Source organism: Agaribacter flavus (genome assembly GCF_042646125.1).
Lineage (GTDB): Bacteria > Pseudomonadota > Gammaproteobacteria > Enterobacterales > Alteromonadaceae > Glaciecola > Glaciecola flavus.
In genome coordinates, this window is the sequence record NZ_JBHRSW010000005.1 from 130,993 (window position 1) to 148,812 (window position 17,820).

The 17,820-nt window shown below is 41.9% G+C and carries 19 protein-coding genes; 8 read left to right on the forward strand and 11 right to left on the reverse strand.

Features of this window, described 5'->3' with window-relative positions; translation table 11 throughout:
- Positions 1-229: 229 nt before the first annotated feature.
- Positions 230-2,287, forward strand: coding sequence for a bifunctional tRNA (5-methylaminomethyl-2-thiouridine)(34)-methyltransferase MnmD/FAD-dependent 5-carboxymethylaminomethyl-2-thiouridine(34) oxidoreductase MnmC (gene mnmC, locus ACFOHL_RS02690; protein ID WP_376918658.1), 2,058 nt, complete (start codon positions 230-232; stop codon positions 2,285-2,287).
- A gap of 9 nt (positions 2,288-2,296) precedes the next feature.
- Here mnmC and ACFOHL_RS02695 read toward each other — a convergent pair whose 3' ends face one another.
- Genes ACFOHL_RS02695 through ACFOHL_RS02705 form a run of 3 tightly spaced genes read right to left on the reverse strand, consistent with a single transcriptional unit; the run spans position 2,297 to position 4,518 of the window.
- Positions 2,297-3,097, reverse strand: coding sequence for a FlgO family outer membrane protein (locus ACFOHL_RS02695; protein ID WP_376918659.1), 801 nt, complete (start codon positions 3,095-3,097; stop codon positions 2,297-2,299).
- Between the two features lie 12 nt (positions 3,098-3,109).
- Positions 3,110-3,865, reverse strand: coding sequence for a FlgO family outer membrane protein (locus tag ACFOHL_RS02700; RefSeq protein WP_376918660.1), 756 nt, complete (start codon positions 3,863-3,865; stop codon positions 3,110-3,112).
- Complete coding sequence (locus ACFOHL_RS02705) at positions 3,865-4,518, reverse strand: FlgO family outer membrane protein (RefSeq protein ID WP_376918661.1); 654 nt, start codon at positions 4,516-4,518, stop codon at positions 3,865-3,867. The genes ACFOHL_RS02700 and ACFOHL_RS02705 overlap by 1 nt, the downstream gene beginning before the upstream one ends.
- A 339-nt stretch (positions 4,519-4,857) precedes the next feature.
- Between ACFOHL_RS02705 and pckA the strand changes: the two genes are divergently transcribed.
- Complete coding sequence (gene pckA, locus ACFOHL_RS02710; protein ID WP_376918662.1) at positions 4,858-6,465, forward strand: phosphoenolpyruvate carboxykinase (ATP); 1,608 nt, start codon at positions 4,858-4,860, stop codon at positions 6,463-6,465.
- 258 nt (positions 6,466-6,723) lie between these two features.
- Positions 6,724-6,846 (forward strand): hypothetical protein, encoded by a 123-nt coding sequence (locus ACFOHL_RS02715; protein WP_376918663.1) that lies wholly within the window; start codon positions 6,724-6,726, stop codon positions 6,844-6,846.
- A gap of 23 nt (positions 6,847-6,869) precedes the next feature.
- On the opposite strand, the gene ACFOHL_RS02720 is transcribed toward ACFOHL_RS02715, so the two are convergent.
- The 7 genes from ACFOHL_RS02720 to ACFOHL_RS02750 all read right to left on the reverse strand — a co-directional run bounded on the left by ACFOHL_RS02720 (position 6,870) and on the right by ACFOHL_RS02750 (position 12,285).
- Positions 6,870-7,256, reverse strand: coding sequence for a type II toxin-antitoxin system VapC family toxin (locus tag ACFOHL_RS02720; RefSeq protein WP_376918664.1), 387 nt, complete (start codon positions 7,254-7,256; stop codon positions 6,870-6,872).
- Entirely contained in the window at positions 7,256-7,486 is a 231-nt protein-coding gene (locus ACFOHL_RS02725; protein ID WP_376918665.1) for a type II toxin-antitoxin system Phd/YefM family antitoxin, read from the reverse strand. The genes ACFOHL_RS02720 and ACFOHL_RS02725 overlap by 1 nt, the downstream gene beginning before the upstream one ends.
- 221 nt (positions 7,487-7,707) lie before the next feature.
- Positions 7,708-8,271, reverse strand: coding sequence for a DUF6436 domain-containing protein (locus tag ACFOHL_RS02730; RefSeq protein ID WP_376918666.1), 564 nt, complete (start codon positions 8,269-8,271; stop codon positions 7,708-7,710).
- 19 nt (positions 8,272-8,290) lie between these two features.
- Positions 8,291-9,727 (reverse strand): methyl-accepting chemotaxis protein, encoded by a 1,437-nt coding sequence (locus ACFOHL_RS02735; RefSeq protein WP_376918667.1) that lies wholly within the window; start codon positions 9,725-9,727, stop codon positions 8,291-8,293.
- Positions 9,728-9,923: 196 nt separating this feature from the next.
- A complete protein-coding gene (locus ACFOHL_RS02740; RefSeq protein ID WP_376918668.1) occupies positions 9,924-10,247 on the reverse strand; it encodes a YfcL family protein in 324 nt (107 codons plus the stop codon).
- Positions 10,248-10,250: 3 nt separating this feature from the next.
- A complete protein-coding gene (locus ACFOHL_RS02745) occupies positions 10,251-11,384 on the reverse strand; it encodes an ATP-NAD kinase family protein (protein ID WP_376918669.1) in 1,134 nt (377 codons plus the stop codon).
- Between the two features lie 214 nt (positions 11,385-11,598).
- Entirely contained in the window at positions 11,599-12,285 is a 687-nt protein-coding gene (locus tag ACFOHL_RS02750) for an elongation factor P hydroxylase (RefSeq protein WP_376918670.1), read from the reverse strand.
- Positions 12,286-12,385: 100 nt separating this feature from the next.
- On the opposite strand from ACFOHL_RS02750, the gene ACFOHL_RS02755 reads away from it, so the two are divergent.
- From ACFOHL_RS02755 to ACFOHL_RS02775, 5 genes are all read left to right on the forward strand, one after another.
- Positions 12,386-13,618 carry a hypothetical protein gene (locus tag ACFOHL_RS02755; RefSeq protein WP_376918671.1) on the forward strand — a complete coding sequence of 411 codons (1,233 nt, stop codon included), beginning with the start codon at positions 12,386-12,388 and terminating at the stop codon, positions 13,616-13,618.
- A complete protein-coding gene (locus ACFOHL_RS02760) occupies positions 13,615-14,397 on the forward strand; it encodes a transglutaminase-like domain-containing protein (RefSeq protein ID WP_376918672.1) in 783 nt (260 codons plus the stop codon). The genes ACFOHL_RS02755 and ACFOHL_RS02760 overlap by 4 nt, the downstream gene beginning before the upstream one ends.
- Before the next feature lie 79 nt (positions 14,398-14,476).
- Positions 14,477-14,995 carry an acyl-CoA thioesterase gene (locus ACFOHL_RS02765; protein WP_376918673.1) on the forward strand — a complete coding sequence of 173 codons (519 nt, stop codon included), beginning with the start codon at positions 14,477-14,479 and terminating at the stop codon, positions 14,993-14,995.
- Positions 14,989-16,188, forward strand: a complete 1,200-nt coding sequence (locus tag ACFOHL_RS02770; protein WP_376918674.1) for a retropepsin-like aspartic protease family protein — start codon at positions 14,989-14,991, stop codon at positions 16,186-16,188. Before ACFOHL_RS02765 ends, ACFOHL_RS02770 begins: the two co-directional genes overlap by 7 nt.
- An 86-nt stretch (positions 16,189-16,274) precedes the next feature.
- A complete protein-coding gene (locus ACFOHL_RS02775; RefSeq protein ID WP_376918675.1) occupies positions 16,275-16,472 on the forward strand; it encodes a hypothetical protein in 198 nt (65 codons plus the stop codon).
- A gap of 96 nt (positions 16,473-16,568) precedes the next feature.
- Here the strand turns inward: ACFOHL_RS02775 and ACFOHL_RS02780 are convergent, their stop codons facing one another.
- Positions 16,569-17,480, reverse strand: coding sequence for a DMT family transporter (locus ACFOHL_RS02780; RefSeq protein WP_376918676.1), 912 nt, complete (start codon positions 17,478-17,480; stop codon positions 16,569-16,571).
- Positions 17,481-17,820 lie beyond the last annotated feature (340 nt).

Sequence of the window (17,820 nt, forward strand, 5' to 3'; positions counted from 1 at the left end):
GTAAATGCCCGACTAGAATAAAAGTCGCTGTAAAGACTTCAATTATACATGTACTTTCGTTTTTCATTTTTAAAAAACTAATTGTAATTCTAGCCGTCTTTTTACGACAAGGTATAACACAGCCGCAAATTTCGCTATATGTTAGCGGCTTAATCGATTCAACTGGTCTGCTCTTAAGGGTATACTGTCATATAATCAAACAAAAAGTCATTCACAATTTGAATACTTAATGAAAATACAACATGCCGCCGTTAGCTTTAATTCCCATGGAACCCTGATATCCGAAGCCTTCGATGATGTTTACTATTCCAACGATGACGGTATTGCAGAAACACAATATGTGTTTATTGACGGCAATCAACTGAAGCAAAAGTGGTTAAACCATAAGCAAAGTACCTTTGTCATAGGCGAAACTGGCTTTGGTACTGGTTTAAACATCATGTTGGTATTGCAACAATTTAAGCAATTCCGCACCGATAATCCTGATCATGACTTAACACATTTACACGTCATTTCTTTTGAAAAATATCCCTTAGCACAAGATATATTGAACGAAGTAGCCGCACAACGTCCCAGTCTAGAGGCAGAATATAATGCGCTAATTGACATCTACCCCCCTGCACTCTCTGGCCACCATAGACTAGATTTAGTTCATTTTAGTTCGAGCATTGATTTAATTTTGGGTGATATTAACGAATCGATAGAAGAAGTATACGCCTACGAATCCGGTAATGTTGATGCATGGTTTTTGGACGGGTTTGCGCCCAGCAAAAACGAGAGTATGTGGCAACAACGTGTTTTTTCAAACATTGCAAGGCTGAGTAAAGTCGGCGCAAGTTTTGCGACCTTTACTGCCGCGGGAGCCGTCAAGAGAGGGCTTCAGGCTGCTGGTTTTGAGATCACTAAACGCAAAGGCTACGGGCGTAAACGCGAGATGTTAGTCGGTACACTAATCGAAAAACAAAGCGTATGGACGAAGAAACAGCCACCGTGGTTTACTCGCGATACGGGTTCATCTGAAGGGTCGTCAAAAACGCATCCTGCATCAAAAAAAGTGGTGATAGTCGGTGGTGGTCTAGCGGGGGCAACATCCTCTTTGGAGCTATTACGTGCCGGATTTCAAGTCACGCTTGTCTGCGCTGATGAGGCGGTCGCAAGGGGAGCATCAGGCAATAAAATTGGCGGTTTTTACCCTCAGCTACAGGCTGAGGCTGGGATTTCTAGTCAGTTTTATGCACACAGCTTTTTATTTGCAAGACATTGGTACGACCAACTCAACGAACAACAGCCCTTTGAACACGATTGGTGCGGGGTAATACAACTTGGCTTTAATGACAACACGCGCACTCGCTTCCACAAAATGCAACAAAAAGACTTGTGGCCAGATTCATTTGCTCGCGTAATAAACACTCAAGAAGCAAGCGAAAAAGCCAATATTTCCTTACCATTCGGTGGACTGTACATACCCAATGCAGGTTGGATTTCACCAAAATCGCTTACCGAAGCTTGTATTGCTTCATGCCACCATTATGAACACTTTAATTTGTTAACAAATACAAGCCTGCAATCCTATTACTTAGGAAAAACAGGCAGCCCCATCAAGTCAACATGTCGCAATGATACAGACCAAGACTTGCACGTTATTTCTGACTATTTAGTTATTGCAGCTGCGGCTGGCTCGTCACCGTTTTTGAGTGACAATATTCCACTTCGATTAACGCGCGGCCAAGTTGAATATGTAAAGTCAACAGATGATAGCGCTGCGCTAAATACCGTATTGTGCCATAAAGGATACTTTACGCCCGCAGTAGATGGAAGGCACGCGCTGGGGTCAACCTATCACAAAAACGAACGCGGCACAGATTATCGTCTAAGTGATCGAGACCTAAATCTGCATACACATACGCAGGCTATGCAGGACACTGATTTCGCTAAGTGTATAGATATGTTTGCTAGGGAAGCAGAACCAATCGGCAGAGCAGCAATACGTTGTTCCACGCCTGATCACATGCCAATAATAGGTAACATGCCAGATTTTCTTGCCCAAGAAAAACAATATGTAGACTTGTACAAACACAACGATTTTCGTCGCTATCGTCCATCAAGGGTACAAAAAAATGTTTTTCTCTTAACGGGTTTAGGCTCCAGAGGACTCACAACAGCGCCCATCCTAGCGAGAACATTACGGGCACAAATCACACAGTCCTGCTTGCCTCTACCGAATAGTTTACTGAAAGCACTGCAGCCAAATCGCTACAAGATTAGGCAGTGGCTGACAAATAAATGAGTGCCTTGTCTACATACTCACATACTGCGGATGCACTGAATCAACAACAAAGTCGGGTATTAGAATATGTGCTGAAGCAATAACTCTGTTGTCGAGCAAGGAGATAATCCGTGCATTCACAAATGCGCCGTTTGCCTTCCTGATTATCGTACCTGACAAAACATGATCCATAATATTGTTGTTCGCTAACTGAGTAACATCCCTTGAAAATGCAATGTCGCCTCTTGTATTTACCTGAAGCGCGGGCATTAGCTTGTGATCGATCACGGACAAGCCATATGACTGAATTTCTCCGATAAAGTGCTCGGCCAGCTGATTGCCAAGAATTGACGTGGTTTGCAGGGTCTCATCAAGCTCAACAAACGAGCTTACGCCAATACGTAAATGACGGTTGATGCCGACGCTATTTTTGACCAAGGCCATCGACAGTTGCGCGGCATAATCTTCAATGCCTTTATATGAAAAAGAGGGCCGAAATGATTTTACTTGCTGATACTGGCTCATAAGCATCAGGTTTTCGTCAACTTCTACCTGCCCTTGTTTTTGATCTTGCGCACTGCCTCTTACCGAGTTTAAAGAGATTTGTCTAGCGCCTTTGCCGTCTGTATCCTGTAGCTCAGGTGGAAGCTCGCCAGCCAAAGCATATTGCTCGTTGAGCAAATCAGCAATAGTTTGTGGTGGTGTGTAGCCAGCCATGAACATTCTGCCCATTGCACAACCAGACAACACGAAAGCAAGCATGACGTACGCACAGGATTTGAAAATATTTGATTGTTCAGCATGATAGCTGAATTTTAGACAACTTCTCATTTCTATGCCTCGCTATTCACCACGAATGATGCGCACACCATCGAGCACTTCATTTTGACGGCTAGACTCACTCGGCATTAAGGCATCCACGATATAGTAGGGAATAAAACTCTGAGCGCTTGCCACTACTACTTTAGATTCCATACCTAACATCCTAGCATTGACAATATATCCTCCCTGATGTTTGGTCATAGTGCCAGTTAGCACATACTGAATCGGTGTTGAATTATTTAAATCTAAAAAGTCTCTAGACAAAAGATAATCGCCCGTCTCAGTAACGCGAATAAATTGCGTGGCCTTATATTCAACGACTGGCATTCTGAATTTGTGAAATTCGTGCACAAATGACTCTGCCATTTGCTGTCCCAAGAGGTTCGTCTCTTTTAAGTCGCTGTCGATTAGCGAAAAGTGCGTCACTGCCACCGGTGTGCGCTCGGTCACATATTCCATATTGGCGACGAGGTCGTTTGCCATATTCGTCACGTAATGCCCAACGTGTTTAGTTAAAGGTATGCTTTTATATGCGCCAGGTGTATGCGACATCACACTCGGTTTTAGCATTGAACCAAAGGCATCAACATTGCGCGAATCTGCTCGATTCACTAGGCTTTGATCTTGATTAGATTGTTCTGAAACGATATCAACCACTTGTGTATCTTCGACTTGTTCGTCTTTATTACTTTTTACCCAAAAATTATCGAGTGAAGGAAGGCTAGTACATGCACTCAAACTCAATATACCTGCCAACATGCTAATTCGTTTCATCATTACTCTCCTACCCTAGACTTTGCTTTTGCAGGCTTTTCTGCCCGATATAACAAGCCATTTCTTGTTGTCACTTGTTCTCGCTGCCAAAAAATTTCAGCAGGAAAAAATTTGGTTGCCGCCGCTATCACGTCTTTAGTGCGAACATTTATGATACGCGCGTTTACCATGGCACCCATTTCTTGTTCAGTAATCGTGCCAGTTATAAAAAAATCTATGTTTTGTGTGCTGCGAAGGTGCTCAACATTTCTGGACAAGGCACGCTCAGAATCAGCGCCCATAATGATGGTATTCGTCGCTTTGAAGTCTTGTGCAATATAACCCCTACGTACTGCTTCTGTTGTTAAGCCTTGCTCTAACTGATGCCCTAGCAACATCAACGGTCCTTGCTTGTTCAAGTTTTGTTTGAGGGTCGTCACGGGTACAAAACCGGCAACCGCATACCGGTATTGCCGGTCAGCGGCAAGACTAAGAAACAGTTCGTTTGCAAGTTCGTGTGTATACAACTCTGCATTACCCAACGCCTCAGGGGGAGCTGATGAATTTGTTTGAGAGTGACTCTGTACTGCCACTGCACAGCCGCTCAAGGACAACACAATATATACGCACAGCACACTGAGCAAGATACAGGCAAAGCTATTTAGTGTATTCTTCATAAATGCTACTCGTTAATAAACATTATTTGCCACCGAGTCACAAAGTGGCTTGCATGGCTGGGTTTCTAAAAAATCAGTAGCAATAATGAGTCCAGCTTTTCATTTGCACTTAAATAAACTGGTTCAGTAAATAAACGGGGGCAGTGTAAATTATCTTTTCGATAAAAAATCAGCGAGGTATGTGCCGCCTAAACGCACATACTAGACCTGAAAAATAAGAGCAATTCACACTAGGGTCTGTCCTCAGAGTTAGGATTGATTCAGGTCAAAAACTAATCGTTTTAGTAATGTAGTATGGGTATCAGTCCAGTCAAGTCAGGTTAAAAAAGGAACGAGACCATGCGAGCCAACATTGATCTTAGCCAATATGGAATTCAAGACGTCACAGAGCTTGTTTACAACCCGAGTTATGCTCAACTTTTTGAAGAAGAAACACGTACAGACCTTGAAGGGTATGAAAAAGGTATTGTAACTGAATCCGGCGCTGTGGCGGTGAGAACCGGTATTTTTACAGGACGCTCACCTAAAGATAAATACATAGTCAAAGACAAAATAAGCGAAGCGAATTTATGGTGGGACTCGACCCAGTCTCATAATGACAACAAACCTATTTCTGAAGATGTTTGGAAAGAGCTAAAAGCGTTAGTGGTAAAACAGTTGTCTTCAAAAAGACTTTTTGTCGTTGATACATTTTGTGGTGCAAATCCAAAAGTGCGAATGAAAGTCAGGTTTATCGTTGAGGTCGCGTGGCAAGCTCATTTCGTCACCAATATGTTTATTCGTCCAAATAAAGAAGAACTAGCGAATTACGGTGAACCTGATTTTGTTGTACTTAATGGATCAAAAACGAGTAATCCAAATTGGCAAGAACACGGCATGAATTCAGAGGTATTTACCGTGTTCAACATGACTGAAAAAATGCAAGTGATTGGCGGCACTTGGTATGGAGGCGAAATGAAAAAGGGGATGTTCGCAATGATGAACTATTATCTACCCTTAGATCATATGCCGTCTATGCACTGTTCTGCCAATGTGAGTGACACTGGTGAGACTGCGATCTTTTTTGGTCTGTCAGGTACAGGCAAGACCACCCTCTCGACCGATGCAAAACGCAAATTGATTGGTGATGATGAACACGGATGGGATGACGACGGTATTTTTAACTTTGAAGGTGGTTGCTACGCCAAGACCATTGATTTAGATCCCGACAGTGAACCGGATATCTATAAGGCCATCCGACGAGACGCATTATTAGAAAATGTAGTCGTTGACGAGGACGGCAAAGTTGACTATTTCGATCACTCAATTACCGAAAACGGACGCGTTTCTTATCCCATCTATCACATTGAAAACATTGTCAAGCCTGTATCTAGAGGCGGTCATGCTAAGACAGTTATTTTCCTAACTGCAGATGCCTTTGGGGTATTGCCACCTGTTTCCAAGCTAAATTCTGCACAGACAAAATATCATTTTTTGTCTGGCTTTACCGCAAAATTAGCCGGTACTGAACGAGGAATAACAGAGCCTGTCCCCACTTTTTCGGCATGTTTTGGTAAGGCATTTTTAACCCTGCATCCAGTAAAATATGCACAAGAATTAGTTACAAAAATGGAAGCAGTAAATGCGCGAGCGTATTTGGTCAACACAGGTTGGAACGGTTCAGGCAAGCGCATTTCAATCAAAGACACGCGTGCAATTATTGACGCCATTTTGAATGGTTCGATAGAACAGACCGACACTAGCATTTTGCCCATTTTTAACTTGGCCATACCCACCAGCCTACCCAACACGGATCTGAGTATCTTAGATCCAAGAAACACCTACGAAAACTCCGAGGTATGGACTGAGAAAGCGCAAGACTTAGCGTCGCGATTTATTAAAAATTTTGAGCAATACACAAACATTGAGGACGGTGCTGAGTTAGTGAAGGCTGGGCCCCAATTATAAGCAAACAGCGAAAAGGTGGATGAGCCAGCCGGAATTGTCTGGCGAGAATAACGGAAAAAGAAGCACACTATTTTTATTGTGGTGTAATTGCTCTCTTAACAATAATCCTAATGCCGTACTTCTATGTTTTATCGAAAGTTTTGTGGACAATTTGCGACTAACAATTTTCAGGTTAAACAGAGATTATCAACCAGTGTCGTATCGCTTGCATTTGCAATCTTCACCTTTAACAAGCCGACTCTTTGACTAAGCGTTAGCATGAAAAACGAAGAGATAAAGATCCGAATCGCTAGAGCCAGTGACGCACAAGCTCTATCTACCGTGGTAAAGTCATTAGCTCATTTTTACTTAGATGAACCGAAAAATGAGGTGCCAAATTGACTTGTTGCTCTTGTGACTTCCTATCATACGTTTGCTTTAATCAATCGTACTCCATACATAGGAAAGAAAGAGTCACATGTTATTATCTCTAAGCCCTCTGCTTGTGCTTGTGCAATCAACATTCTATCAAAAGGGTCCTTATGATGATTAGGTAAACTACCTGCTTGTTGTCCATGAAACACGGATATTGGTAATTTAGAAAATCCTACTTTCTCGATCACAGCATCAATATCTTCAGGAGCTTCAAGTAAGCCCTTGTTACGCTTAATAGAAATTTCCCAGGATGTAGCAGCACTTACATAAACTTTATTTGCTTCATCACTTATCAATTCGATAGCGTAATTACTCAGCTGATTGTCCCCATTTAACCACCAAAGAAATGCATGGGTATCCAATAACAAGTTTCTCATTAAACCCCAAATTCCTCTGCAATTTCATTCTGCGTTGCGTCAGAGTCAAAATTTTCAGATATCTTAATTTGCCCTTTATACAGGCCAAACACCCTCCTGCCTGAAGGTTTAAAAGGGACAAGCTTTACAGCAGGTTTGCCGCATCTAGCAATAATGACCTCTTCACCTTTCAAAGCTGTTTCTACTAATTGAGACAACTTACTTTTTGCTTCATGCATATTCGCTTGCACAATACACAACCTAGGTTAGCTAATATTAGCTAACACTATAGACGAATAAAAAACGTAGTCAAGCGCCTAAGTGCAATGTTTATTCCTTGCTTACTTTAACCTGAACTGGGGGTAAGGGAGTGTCATGCCAGAGCTTAATTAAACTATACCTAAAGGTCAGTACTCAATCAAAAAGGGCTATAAAACTTTCTGGGAATGAAGGCAGTTTGCGAAAAAGAGACTTAAGTACTGCAATAACAGCCACTGGCATCCACTTCGATGGTCGCAGACGGAAATCTAGTACTAGGATTTTGGATTGCCAAATCACGCTCAACATACTGTTTGAGTACATCATCAACTTGACCACTCGCGCTAAAGCATCCACTCCCTCTAGAGTATGGCCCCAAATAAATCAAGCGATGACGATCATCGATTGCTAGCACAGCAGGTGTGGAAGGAATCAATGGTTTCAACTCTGGATGTTCGTCTAGATTAACATCTATAATTGCAAAGTCTTGATTGGCAGCCCATAAACTCAGCTTGCTTATATGCGTTCTAGCAAGCCACTCACAAAAGCAATCCCCTTGATAGATGTGAAATAACTGTCTTGTCTCTCCAACAGTAGAAAGAGGAGCAAATTTTTCAACCACAGTATATTCAAAGTTCATATCCATGATGGCAGACGACAAGCGCATTTCGGGATCAAACTCACTTTTATTTGACGCCCCAACCCATACAATCAACGACGAACAAAGGATTAACCAACAGACCACGCCGAAAACTATTTTAGTCCTAGATGCCAACATGCGTCTATTGTCGAAATATTTAGTCCAACTTAAACTGACGTAACTGCTGGTTCAATTCGTCTGCCAAGTCATTTAACTTACTTAAATCCTCATGCAAGTAGGCCACTTGTTCTTTTTCACTCGCAAATGAGCTGCTCAAGTTATCCGTATTGCTGCTAATCGTTTTAGATACTTTGGCCTGTTCGTTCGTCGCATTAGAAACATTCGTCACGTTGGCATCCACATTCTCAATACTATCAAACACGATTTTCATGTTAGAGGTGGCGGTTTCTGAAGACGCTACCGCAAGCTCAACAACATCAACACAATCATCCATATTTTTCACCGAATGATTGGCACTTTCTGTCAACATTGCCGTGATTTTTTCTATTTCTTCTGCGCTTTCTTTTGACTTTATCGCTAGGTTGCGCACCTCATCCGCAACAACAGCAAAGCCTCTACCATGCTCCCCAGCACGTGCTGACTCTATCGCAGCGTTTAAAGCCAGTAGGTTTGTTTGTTCAGCAACGGACTTAATAGATTGCATCACCGAAGAGATATTCTCGCATTTATTGCTCAAATCACTGATCGCCTCAGAGGTAGTTTGTAAGGTTGACTTTAACTTGGCAATGTTAGTTTGACTGGTATTTATTGCTTCTGCAGTATCTGTCGTACTTTGCTTTGCGCTTTGTGCAATAGTATTGGCCCCCTGAGAAAGCTGCGCAATATCTTCTACACTAGCAGCTATCCGGCTAATAGACTCAGAGATGGTGAAAACTTGATTATTCTGCTCTTCTACAGTTTCATTTAGCGCCCCTGACGAAGCTCGTACCTTCTCAGCAATTGTCACTAAGGCTGAGCCAACATGCGCAGTTTGTTTAACGAGTCCTTTTACACTCAAGAGCATATTGGTAAACTCTTTTAACTGTGGATCACTGGGAATATTCTTGTCTCTGAGATCCAAGACATCCGGCGCGCTAACAATGTCATTAACAGTGGTTTGAATGTCTTTTGCTACCTTGTAGTCCTTTGCAGAACGCACAGCCAAAAAAGACAAGCCAATGCACTCAAGAATGGCGAATGTGGCATGAATTAAAAGGATATAAAAAGCAGGCGTAGCATCTTCAAATACCATGAGCCCACCACCTGACAATTGCATAACAAAGCCAAGTATGTGATGCACTGCAATAACTAAGGTACCAGTGACCACAACCTTCCAATCTCGATAAATAGATAAAAAGGCCAGCAACATAAACACTTGAAAGTGCATTTCGGTCATGCCTGCCGTTTGCTGCATATGCAACGCTGCCATTAGTTGTAAGGCCGTCGCGACAGCATGATTAGTCAACACTTTCTTAGGGTGTTTAAGACACAAAAAAATAGGGGGTACTAAGATAACGAAACTGGCTACCACCCCCAATAATAGGGTATCTGTGACCAGCCCAATACCAATTGCGGCAAGGGCTTGCAAAACCATAAGGGCAACAAACATTTTTTGTATCGAATTGATTTAAAGCGTATTCGCAGTGGGTTGCGGAGAAATATTGGCGCTGGTACTATTCATCATGCACTCAAGTTCCTCAGCTCATAGAATTGCATCCATTCTCTACAAGGTATAAGTTAAACAATATTATCTTGGTATCGACCAGTGAGGAGAATACTAAATATTGCACTTAAGTGATTCGTTGATCTAGATCAAGCAACTGACAAAGCATGGTATTCACATCTGCTGCATCTTCATCATCTAGCTCTTTTTTGTCGATGGCTGTATCGATGCTTGTGTAAAGCGCCTCACAAAAGCGTTTTGTATATTGATCAATAGTCTCTCGGTCGATTTCACCATCCTGAAGGTCAAAAACTTGGGCGGCAACAACGGATAAATGACCGTGGATATAGCTTGCTGCAAAAAGCTCTTGATCGCTTCCACAATCTATGAATTTATCTAAGAACGCTTCTTTTTTCTGCAAATACTGTTCAAAAGCTTGCGCTAGTACCATGTTTTATTCGCTCCTGACAAAATAAAGTACTTTGTCTTTGTAGCCTGTGATGACCTGGATAGGCCCAGCAAGTTTTGCATCGAGTTTGGTGTCTCCTGTATCCGCTACAAAACCATTTTGTTTTAGACCCAGCAACTTAGATTTCGTGCTAACTACCCACATATCGTCTTTGCTTAATTTAGCCAAAAATGTAGGGCTGAGTTGTTGATTCCCTCTTCCAAATATATGCCCCTGACCACCTATAGCAGTGATTAAAAGTTTACATGGTTTGTCAGCGATTAATGTTTCGAGAGCATAGGCTGTGACATCCTTAGCGACAATTTGACCTTTGTGCATTATATCTACGCCTAGTAAGGTATTATCTAAACCCATATCTTCCATGATGAAATCAATAGTACTTCCCGAGCCGACGACAATATAGTGCTCAGCATGCTCGTCGATAAGTTCTTGCACGGTAGCAGCGATGTCGGCTAACACCAGTTCATTTGATTCTTTGCCCCCTGCTTTGACGGATTGAATATAATGAAGAGATTCGGGTACTGACATCTCGCCGTAATACTTTGCGATAACCTGACCACCTCTAAACGCATCTTCATCAATGTCTTTGACGTCTGCTTGCATGATACTAAGCAACTCGCCATTTACAACTTGTTTTGCCACTATCCCAGCGGCATTGGGTGTCACAGCATATACGCCACTATGAATCTTACAGCCAGCCGGAATACCCAGCATGGCTTGTGAAGGGGAGAATATGTCGCACAAATTCCGAGCCGTGCCGTCGCCCCCCGCAAAAAGTAATAAATCAACACCTATATTAGCGATGGCCTTTGCCGCAGCAATGGTGTCTTCCGCCTCAGATTGCTCATGAGAGCGGTGATAAACCACTTCATATTTAAAGCCCATTTTGTCACAAAGACTTGCCCCCATATCACCATCACAGGTGTAAAATAGGATTTTTTCTCGTAAATCCAGCAGACTTTGCAAGCTTAGCTCACTGCGCTTTAAAGCAGTTTTTTCAGCCCCTGCCTTCAGTGCTTTTTCTCGTACTTCTTTCCCGTCACTGCCCTTTAGTGCTAGCGCGCCGCCAATACCAGCATATGGATTAATAATTAGTCCAATAGAAAAACGCCTCATCATTTAATTCCTATGGGTAAATTTGTCTGCAATAGTTACGGCGGGATTATACTTGGCAGTTTCCTTTACTTTTGTCGCAAAAACGCTTCGAGTATGTCCATATACGCTTTAATTTTTCATTCATGAAAAATAACTTTTTCGACAAAAGTAAAGGAAACTGCCAAGTATGATCTCACCGTACTGTAATAGTACACTTACAAACGAATTTTGTTTCATTTTACAACTTGTTGTTGAGCACAAGCTTAATATCAGATATGGACGTGCCATAAAAATCGAATAAACGCGATAAAAACTGCTTTGCTCGCAGTGGAAAGCCATTATTACAATAGCGGTCTAAAGCATTTAGCACTTTGCTTTCAAAATCTTTGTCATTGACTTCAGACATTGACAAATTGTCGATACTCACGCGAAAACCAGCGTTTGACGCAATAGAAAATGCCCACTCTAGTGCCTGCGGTTTTGACTCGACTTCTTCAAATAATTGCTGTTGACGGGTATTTCTGCCATCTGGAGCATACCAATACCCGTAGTCCACTTTTATTCTTCTCTCTTGACCGGCAATACACCAATGCGCTATTTCGTGCAAAGCGCTAGCAAAATAATTTGCTCGATAAAAGATACGGTGCTGATGACAACACGCATCGACCTCTGGAGTGACACTAATATGTTCCCTGTAACTCTGTGATGCCGGCAAGTAGAGAGGCTCAGAAGCATTTCCAAGTAAGAGAGTGTTTTCAGTCTCAGAAAACTCAGCATTAAATAGCTGCTCCAAGTGTTTGCTTGAATGAATATCAGTACTTAATTTGTGTGGCGCAGGAACTAAACACTTTTGGCTGTCAAACGGCATGGATGTAATGTTTACAACTTGTTTGGGGGCGATTTTATTTAACAGATTATACAGCATTCACTTTTTTTTACTCGCAAAAACAAATCGTGATTATATTCTCAGTGCATTGTAACATGTGATTTCTCTGCTTTATTTATAAATCAAGGAATGAACCTCCATGCACTATTCATGCAAAATGCTTATCATCTTAGTAGCCACTACTTTTGCCAATACCTCAAACGCAAAGGATTTGGTAAATATCAACGATTTTCCCTCGTGGTTTAAAGAATCGATGGCTAGAGAGGCTAGCTTAACAGAGACAAGTAAACTCAAAATTGAATCGCTTGTTATAGAAGGTGAAGTGTTAGGAAGCTATAAACTCGGCGAAAAAGGTGATGATTTTTGGTACTACACCGTGGATATTGGCAGTGCATATCCAGTCGAGTGCTATGTGTTCACCAGTTATGATGGTGCGGCGACTTCATTAAATGCAATCGTCGAAGCCGCTTTATCCAATACCCAAGAATTAAACAAGAAAAGTTTGAGTAGTCGATTTACATATGGATTGGATACGGGGGTAATAAATAGTAGCCCCTACATCACATTTGACGTCTTGTACAATTTAGGCGAAGGCAATGAAAAAGTGGCAGGCGTGATTAAGTCATTGGTATCTGAGAACAATGGTATTTTAAGAATGTGCTTGCATAATGAAATAGGATACAGAGACACATTTCTAAAAACCTTTGAGTCTTTCGTTACAACTATGGATCAGCGAAGTAATGACTCCTTTTTTGAGGCTACATACAAGCTCATTGTCAATAATTTACCAATGGGATATGTGCAAGAAATTTACGCCGTTGACGTTGACGGAGACATAGCCATTGAAAATCGAACAGCGTTAATTGCCCCTGTTGACGCTAACACAGTATCAACAAATGATGTTGTCAGAAGTGCTTGGAGTTCGCCAGATGGTTCGTTGATTAATGCCAATGAATATAGCTTACAGAATGGCAACGTAAATTTTCAGTTTTCCATACAATATATCGATGATTCTTGGCAAGTTGAAGGCACACTGCAAGGCAAAGAAATTAAAAAGACACTGGAATATAACGAATGGTTATTATCCGCTTATGGTAGCTACGTCTCTTTAGAAAATTTAAAAGCATCTGAGGATACCAGTACCGAGCTGTATATGTGGTCACCTGCAGCAGACCCAAGCAATGCAATCCCAGTGAAGTTAAGTCAATTGCCAGAAAATAAAAATGCTAACTTCGAAATTGATATGGGGCCGATTGTCATGCAGTTTTTAGCCGACCAAGACAACATATTTCGAAAAGGCACACTCCAACAAGGTCCAATGACTATGCAAATGTCATTGATACATGCCAAGGGAAAGCCGAAGCTACCATGAAGTATTGCATTTATCGACTTCTTGCATTTTCATTTATCACTGTATCGGCAATTACCAGTGCGCAAACGCCCTCTTTTTTGAGTAATATCCCGATCTCAATAGATGAAAATGTAAAACTTCCTCTAGATAGTAAGATTAGTATTACGCTAATTACCGCTAAGCCCAAAAAGCTTAGCCAAACATTATCAGACAATTTTGATATTGAACCGCTGACTGTGAATGAACAAAGTGTTCAATTACCTCTAACAAAAACATATGTTCACGATCGCAAACAAAGTAGTAAACACCTGCAAGATAGTTTTATTGTCGATTACACTGAACCAAGTGCCAGTGCCTTTACCAAGGAATTTAAAGACAAGTATAAAGAGACGTATCAGTTGTCAGATTTAGAGAGATATGTCAGTGAATACATTACCGAAACGACTTATATCCACGGTTTCAACATAGCGTCGGTTGTAGCGGATACGCGCAGTGGAGACTGCACAGAACATGCGGTACTTTTGGCCGCTCTTGCGCGTTCACTTTCTATTCCTGCAAAAATTGTGTTTGGCACGGCTATTGTTGAAGAGTCGGATAATCTCAATGCTTATGGGCATGCGTGGGTCGAAGTATATCAAAATGACCACTGGCAACTGTTAGATGCCGCTTTGTATGGTGCTATCGGCTCAAAAATATATTATCTACCTGCAAACGAATTAACGAATGAAGGACCCGGGTACGCATTTGGCATCGCCGAGATTGTTGGTTTGCTACCACAAGCCTTACATATAATGAAATAGCCAAATTGTTAAAACCTATTGCGAATCAAACAAATGCTGCCTAGTATACAGTTACTGATTGGAGGTTTTACTAACGCTCATGCTTGATTTCCCGAATGCCTCAGAGCCAGTCGACGATTTACGCGAGCTAAACTGGCTGTTGCCAGCGCCTTATATTGAAGTATGGCGCATTGAGTCTAATGATATTGACCACTACAATCACGTGAATAACACCGCTTACGTCGCGCAAATAGAAGAAGTGGCGTGGGCGCATTCCAATGCAATAGGTCTGAGTATCGAACATTATAAAACCTTAGACCGTGCTATGGTTATACGTCAACATCGCTTAAGTTATATACAGCCATGCCACTTACATGACGAAATAGCCTGCGCGACTTGGATTGTGTTTTGTGACAAAAAGCTGCGATTGCAGCGACAGTTTCAATTTATTTCGATAAAACACGGTAAAACGGTTTTTCACGCGCATACAGATTTTGTCTGTACTGTGTTGTCTACGGGTAAACCCACCCGAATACCGCCACTGTTTGCGGAAATCTACGCTAAACATGTTGTTCAGGATCGAGCCACAATTACTCAAGGCAATGAGCAGACGTGCTGAAATATATACTCTTAGGTATGTTAGCCGCGTCACTGTGTTTAAATGTGCTGCTTTTTTCACAAGTGCAACAAACAAAAGATCAATCGACGACAGCTTCACTATCACCCGTTTTCAAGCCAAAAACACTTGATCATCATGCTGAGTTGCCAAGCAAAAACAAGGTAAAAACATCAAATCCACATACGCAAAACAATGGTCTAGAGAGCAAATTAGAGAATCAAGACAATTCATACACGCATACAGAAAACACCTATTCCCCCGAACATCCAGAGAAATGGGAATACTTACAACTACTTCGCGGTCAAAAACGTCATGGTGAACTGCTAGTCGCTGTGCGCGAATACTTACGCGCATACCCTGATTCGATTCAGGCGCTGTTGCTAGAGGCAGAAACTATCTTTCACACTCAAGCCTTGAATGTAGCTATCGTGCACTATTACGGATTGCGCGAGTTACCTTTAGACGAAAGTCAACGATACGAAGTCGATAAGTTCATTGAAATTCACAGCAACAAGATAATTCAACAATTCAGCAACGACGAAAACTGGGCGCTTCTTGCTACTTTTCTAGAGCCGCTATTTCATATTGATCCAAGTAATCGCCACTATATACTCGCACTCGCCATGGCCTATGGGATGGACGAGCACTTTGGCTTAATGGAGGATATCTTGGCTAGCTTGTCGCCAAACGATCCTCGGGCAGAGCGCTTACGCGCAAAAATTTATCAAACTGAGCAACAAGAACAGGCGCCTAAACTGGCCAATAAGCAGCCGCTACCGAGTTTGCAGGATAGGTTCAATAAAAGCGAACTTAGCAGTATTAGACTGAGAAGACGTGATGCACAATACATAGCCTATGCAAGAATAGCCAAAGCCACGCTTAGTTTACTTGTAGATACAGGCGCGAGCATTACCGCAATCAGCGACACATACTTATCTGCAATAGAAAACACGGGAGAATTCTTAGGGATGTTTCCCGTGCAAACAGCAGGCGGTAAAATCTCAAGTCCGATGTACAAAATTCCCGCTTTATATATCGAAAACACTCGGATTGATCATGTAACGGTTATGGTTTTAAACGACAAAAATCTTGGTGACTTTGACGGCCTGCTCGGCATGAATGTGCTCTCACGGTATAACATCGTTAGTGACGACAACCAAGGTGGAATGATCTTGCGTTTAAATCCAGAATAGTTCGAAATAACTTAGTATAAACTTTCACACGCGCCTCCCCCACTTTATATCGTACAATTCGGCAATTTTTCAATTTGGGATTAACTATGTTTGAAATGTTTATTGCTATTATGTTTGCAGGCTTGCACGCCATTTTTGCCATTAAGGCGGCGTTCAGCTCAGTGTTAATCAATAGTGCAAAACGAAGCAAGTGGGTTGCTTTGTCCTTGCTAGGTGGCTTCGTGGGGCACTTTATCTACTACTCTTTGCAGTTAGACGACGAATACAAATCACTTCGCTCCTAACAATAAGGGTTGGCGGTACGATTGTCATGTTGCTGTGAAAGCGCAGACAATACGATACCGCCAATGCTTTTGTTCTCTAGAGCGTAGCTCTTTAGCCTAAATCTTATGTTCTAGTTCTAGCTCAGGCCTGCCTTTTTTATCGCGGTTTTTTCGCTTGTATTGATACAAAGCAAGACCCGAAATAATTGCGCCTGCCCCTACTACCGTATTGGTTGTTATTATCTCTTCGTTTAACCATGCACCCAGTAAAATGGCAAATACTGGAGTCATCATAGTAATTAAGGCCACTGTACTTGTAGTGAGTTTTTGTAACACAAAAAAATAGCAGACAAAGCCAATCAATGAGCCAAATATCCCCAAGTATAAGATGGATAAAACGGAACGTTCACTCCAAGTTTCGACAGGCAGAGTACCATCCATAAGATACCAAGTAATCAAGTACATTGGCGCAGTAAACAGCATCGAGCCAACCGTAGTTGCTGCGGGGTGTATATCAATCTTGACGGTTTTAATGAGTACCGCACTGTAACTAAAACAAAACACAGCAAACACGATCAATACCATGCCTTTCCACGCATTTTCAGACAAGGCTACACTATCCGAAAAAACGATACCCAATCCAATTATAGCAATAGTAATACCGACAAGCTTATAGCGGCTTAAGCGCGGCTCATCCAATAATTTGTATGCCATGATCCCTGTAAGAATCGGAGACATACCAAACACCAAAGACATTAAGCCTGAAGTGATATAAGCCGCCGCGAGGTAAGAACTATACATGCCACCGAACAAGCCTATCGACGAGTAGGCATACAGTCTGAGCCCACGTGGATGCCGTGGTAAATTAATTCGCCAAATTTTTAAACCGATTGAACCCAAGACTAAAGCGATAGCCATTCTCAAAAATCCCGCCATACTTGGGTGGACTGTTTCGCTGCTCCAAGCCAAACCAAGTGGTGTTGTAGACCATACCAAAACGACAGTGATGTAAGCTATCGCGATTTTCATTTTCTATCTCCTTTTGCTCGTTGTTAAAAACGGAATGAATAGAGATAAAACCCACGAAAATCAACAGTATGTGGATGCGTCTTTATCATTATTGAGGTGCTAAAAGATAAAAGCCGCAGTCTTCACGCTGCGGCTTTTTGAGGTGTTCTATCTAACTAATCAAAAACCACAGCATACCGTAGCCAATAATTGACGACGGTCAATCGGCTATGTAGCTGTGGTTTATGTAGTGTATTCAGAATCATTTAGAAAAAATCTTTTAAATATAAATCAACTAGGGTCGTAGACCCCATCGTGTCCGGAATATTTCCGTCATTGCTATTTTGCAAGAGTAACTCAA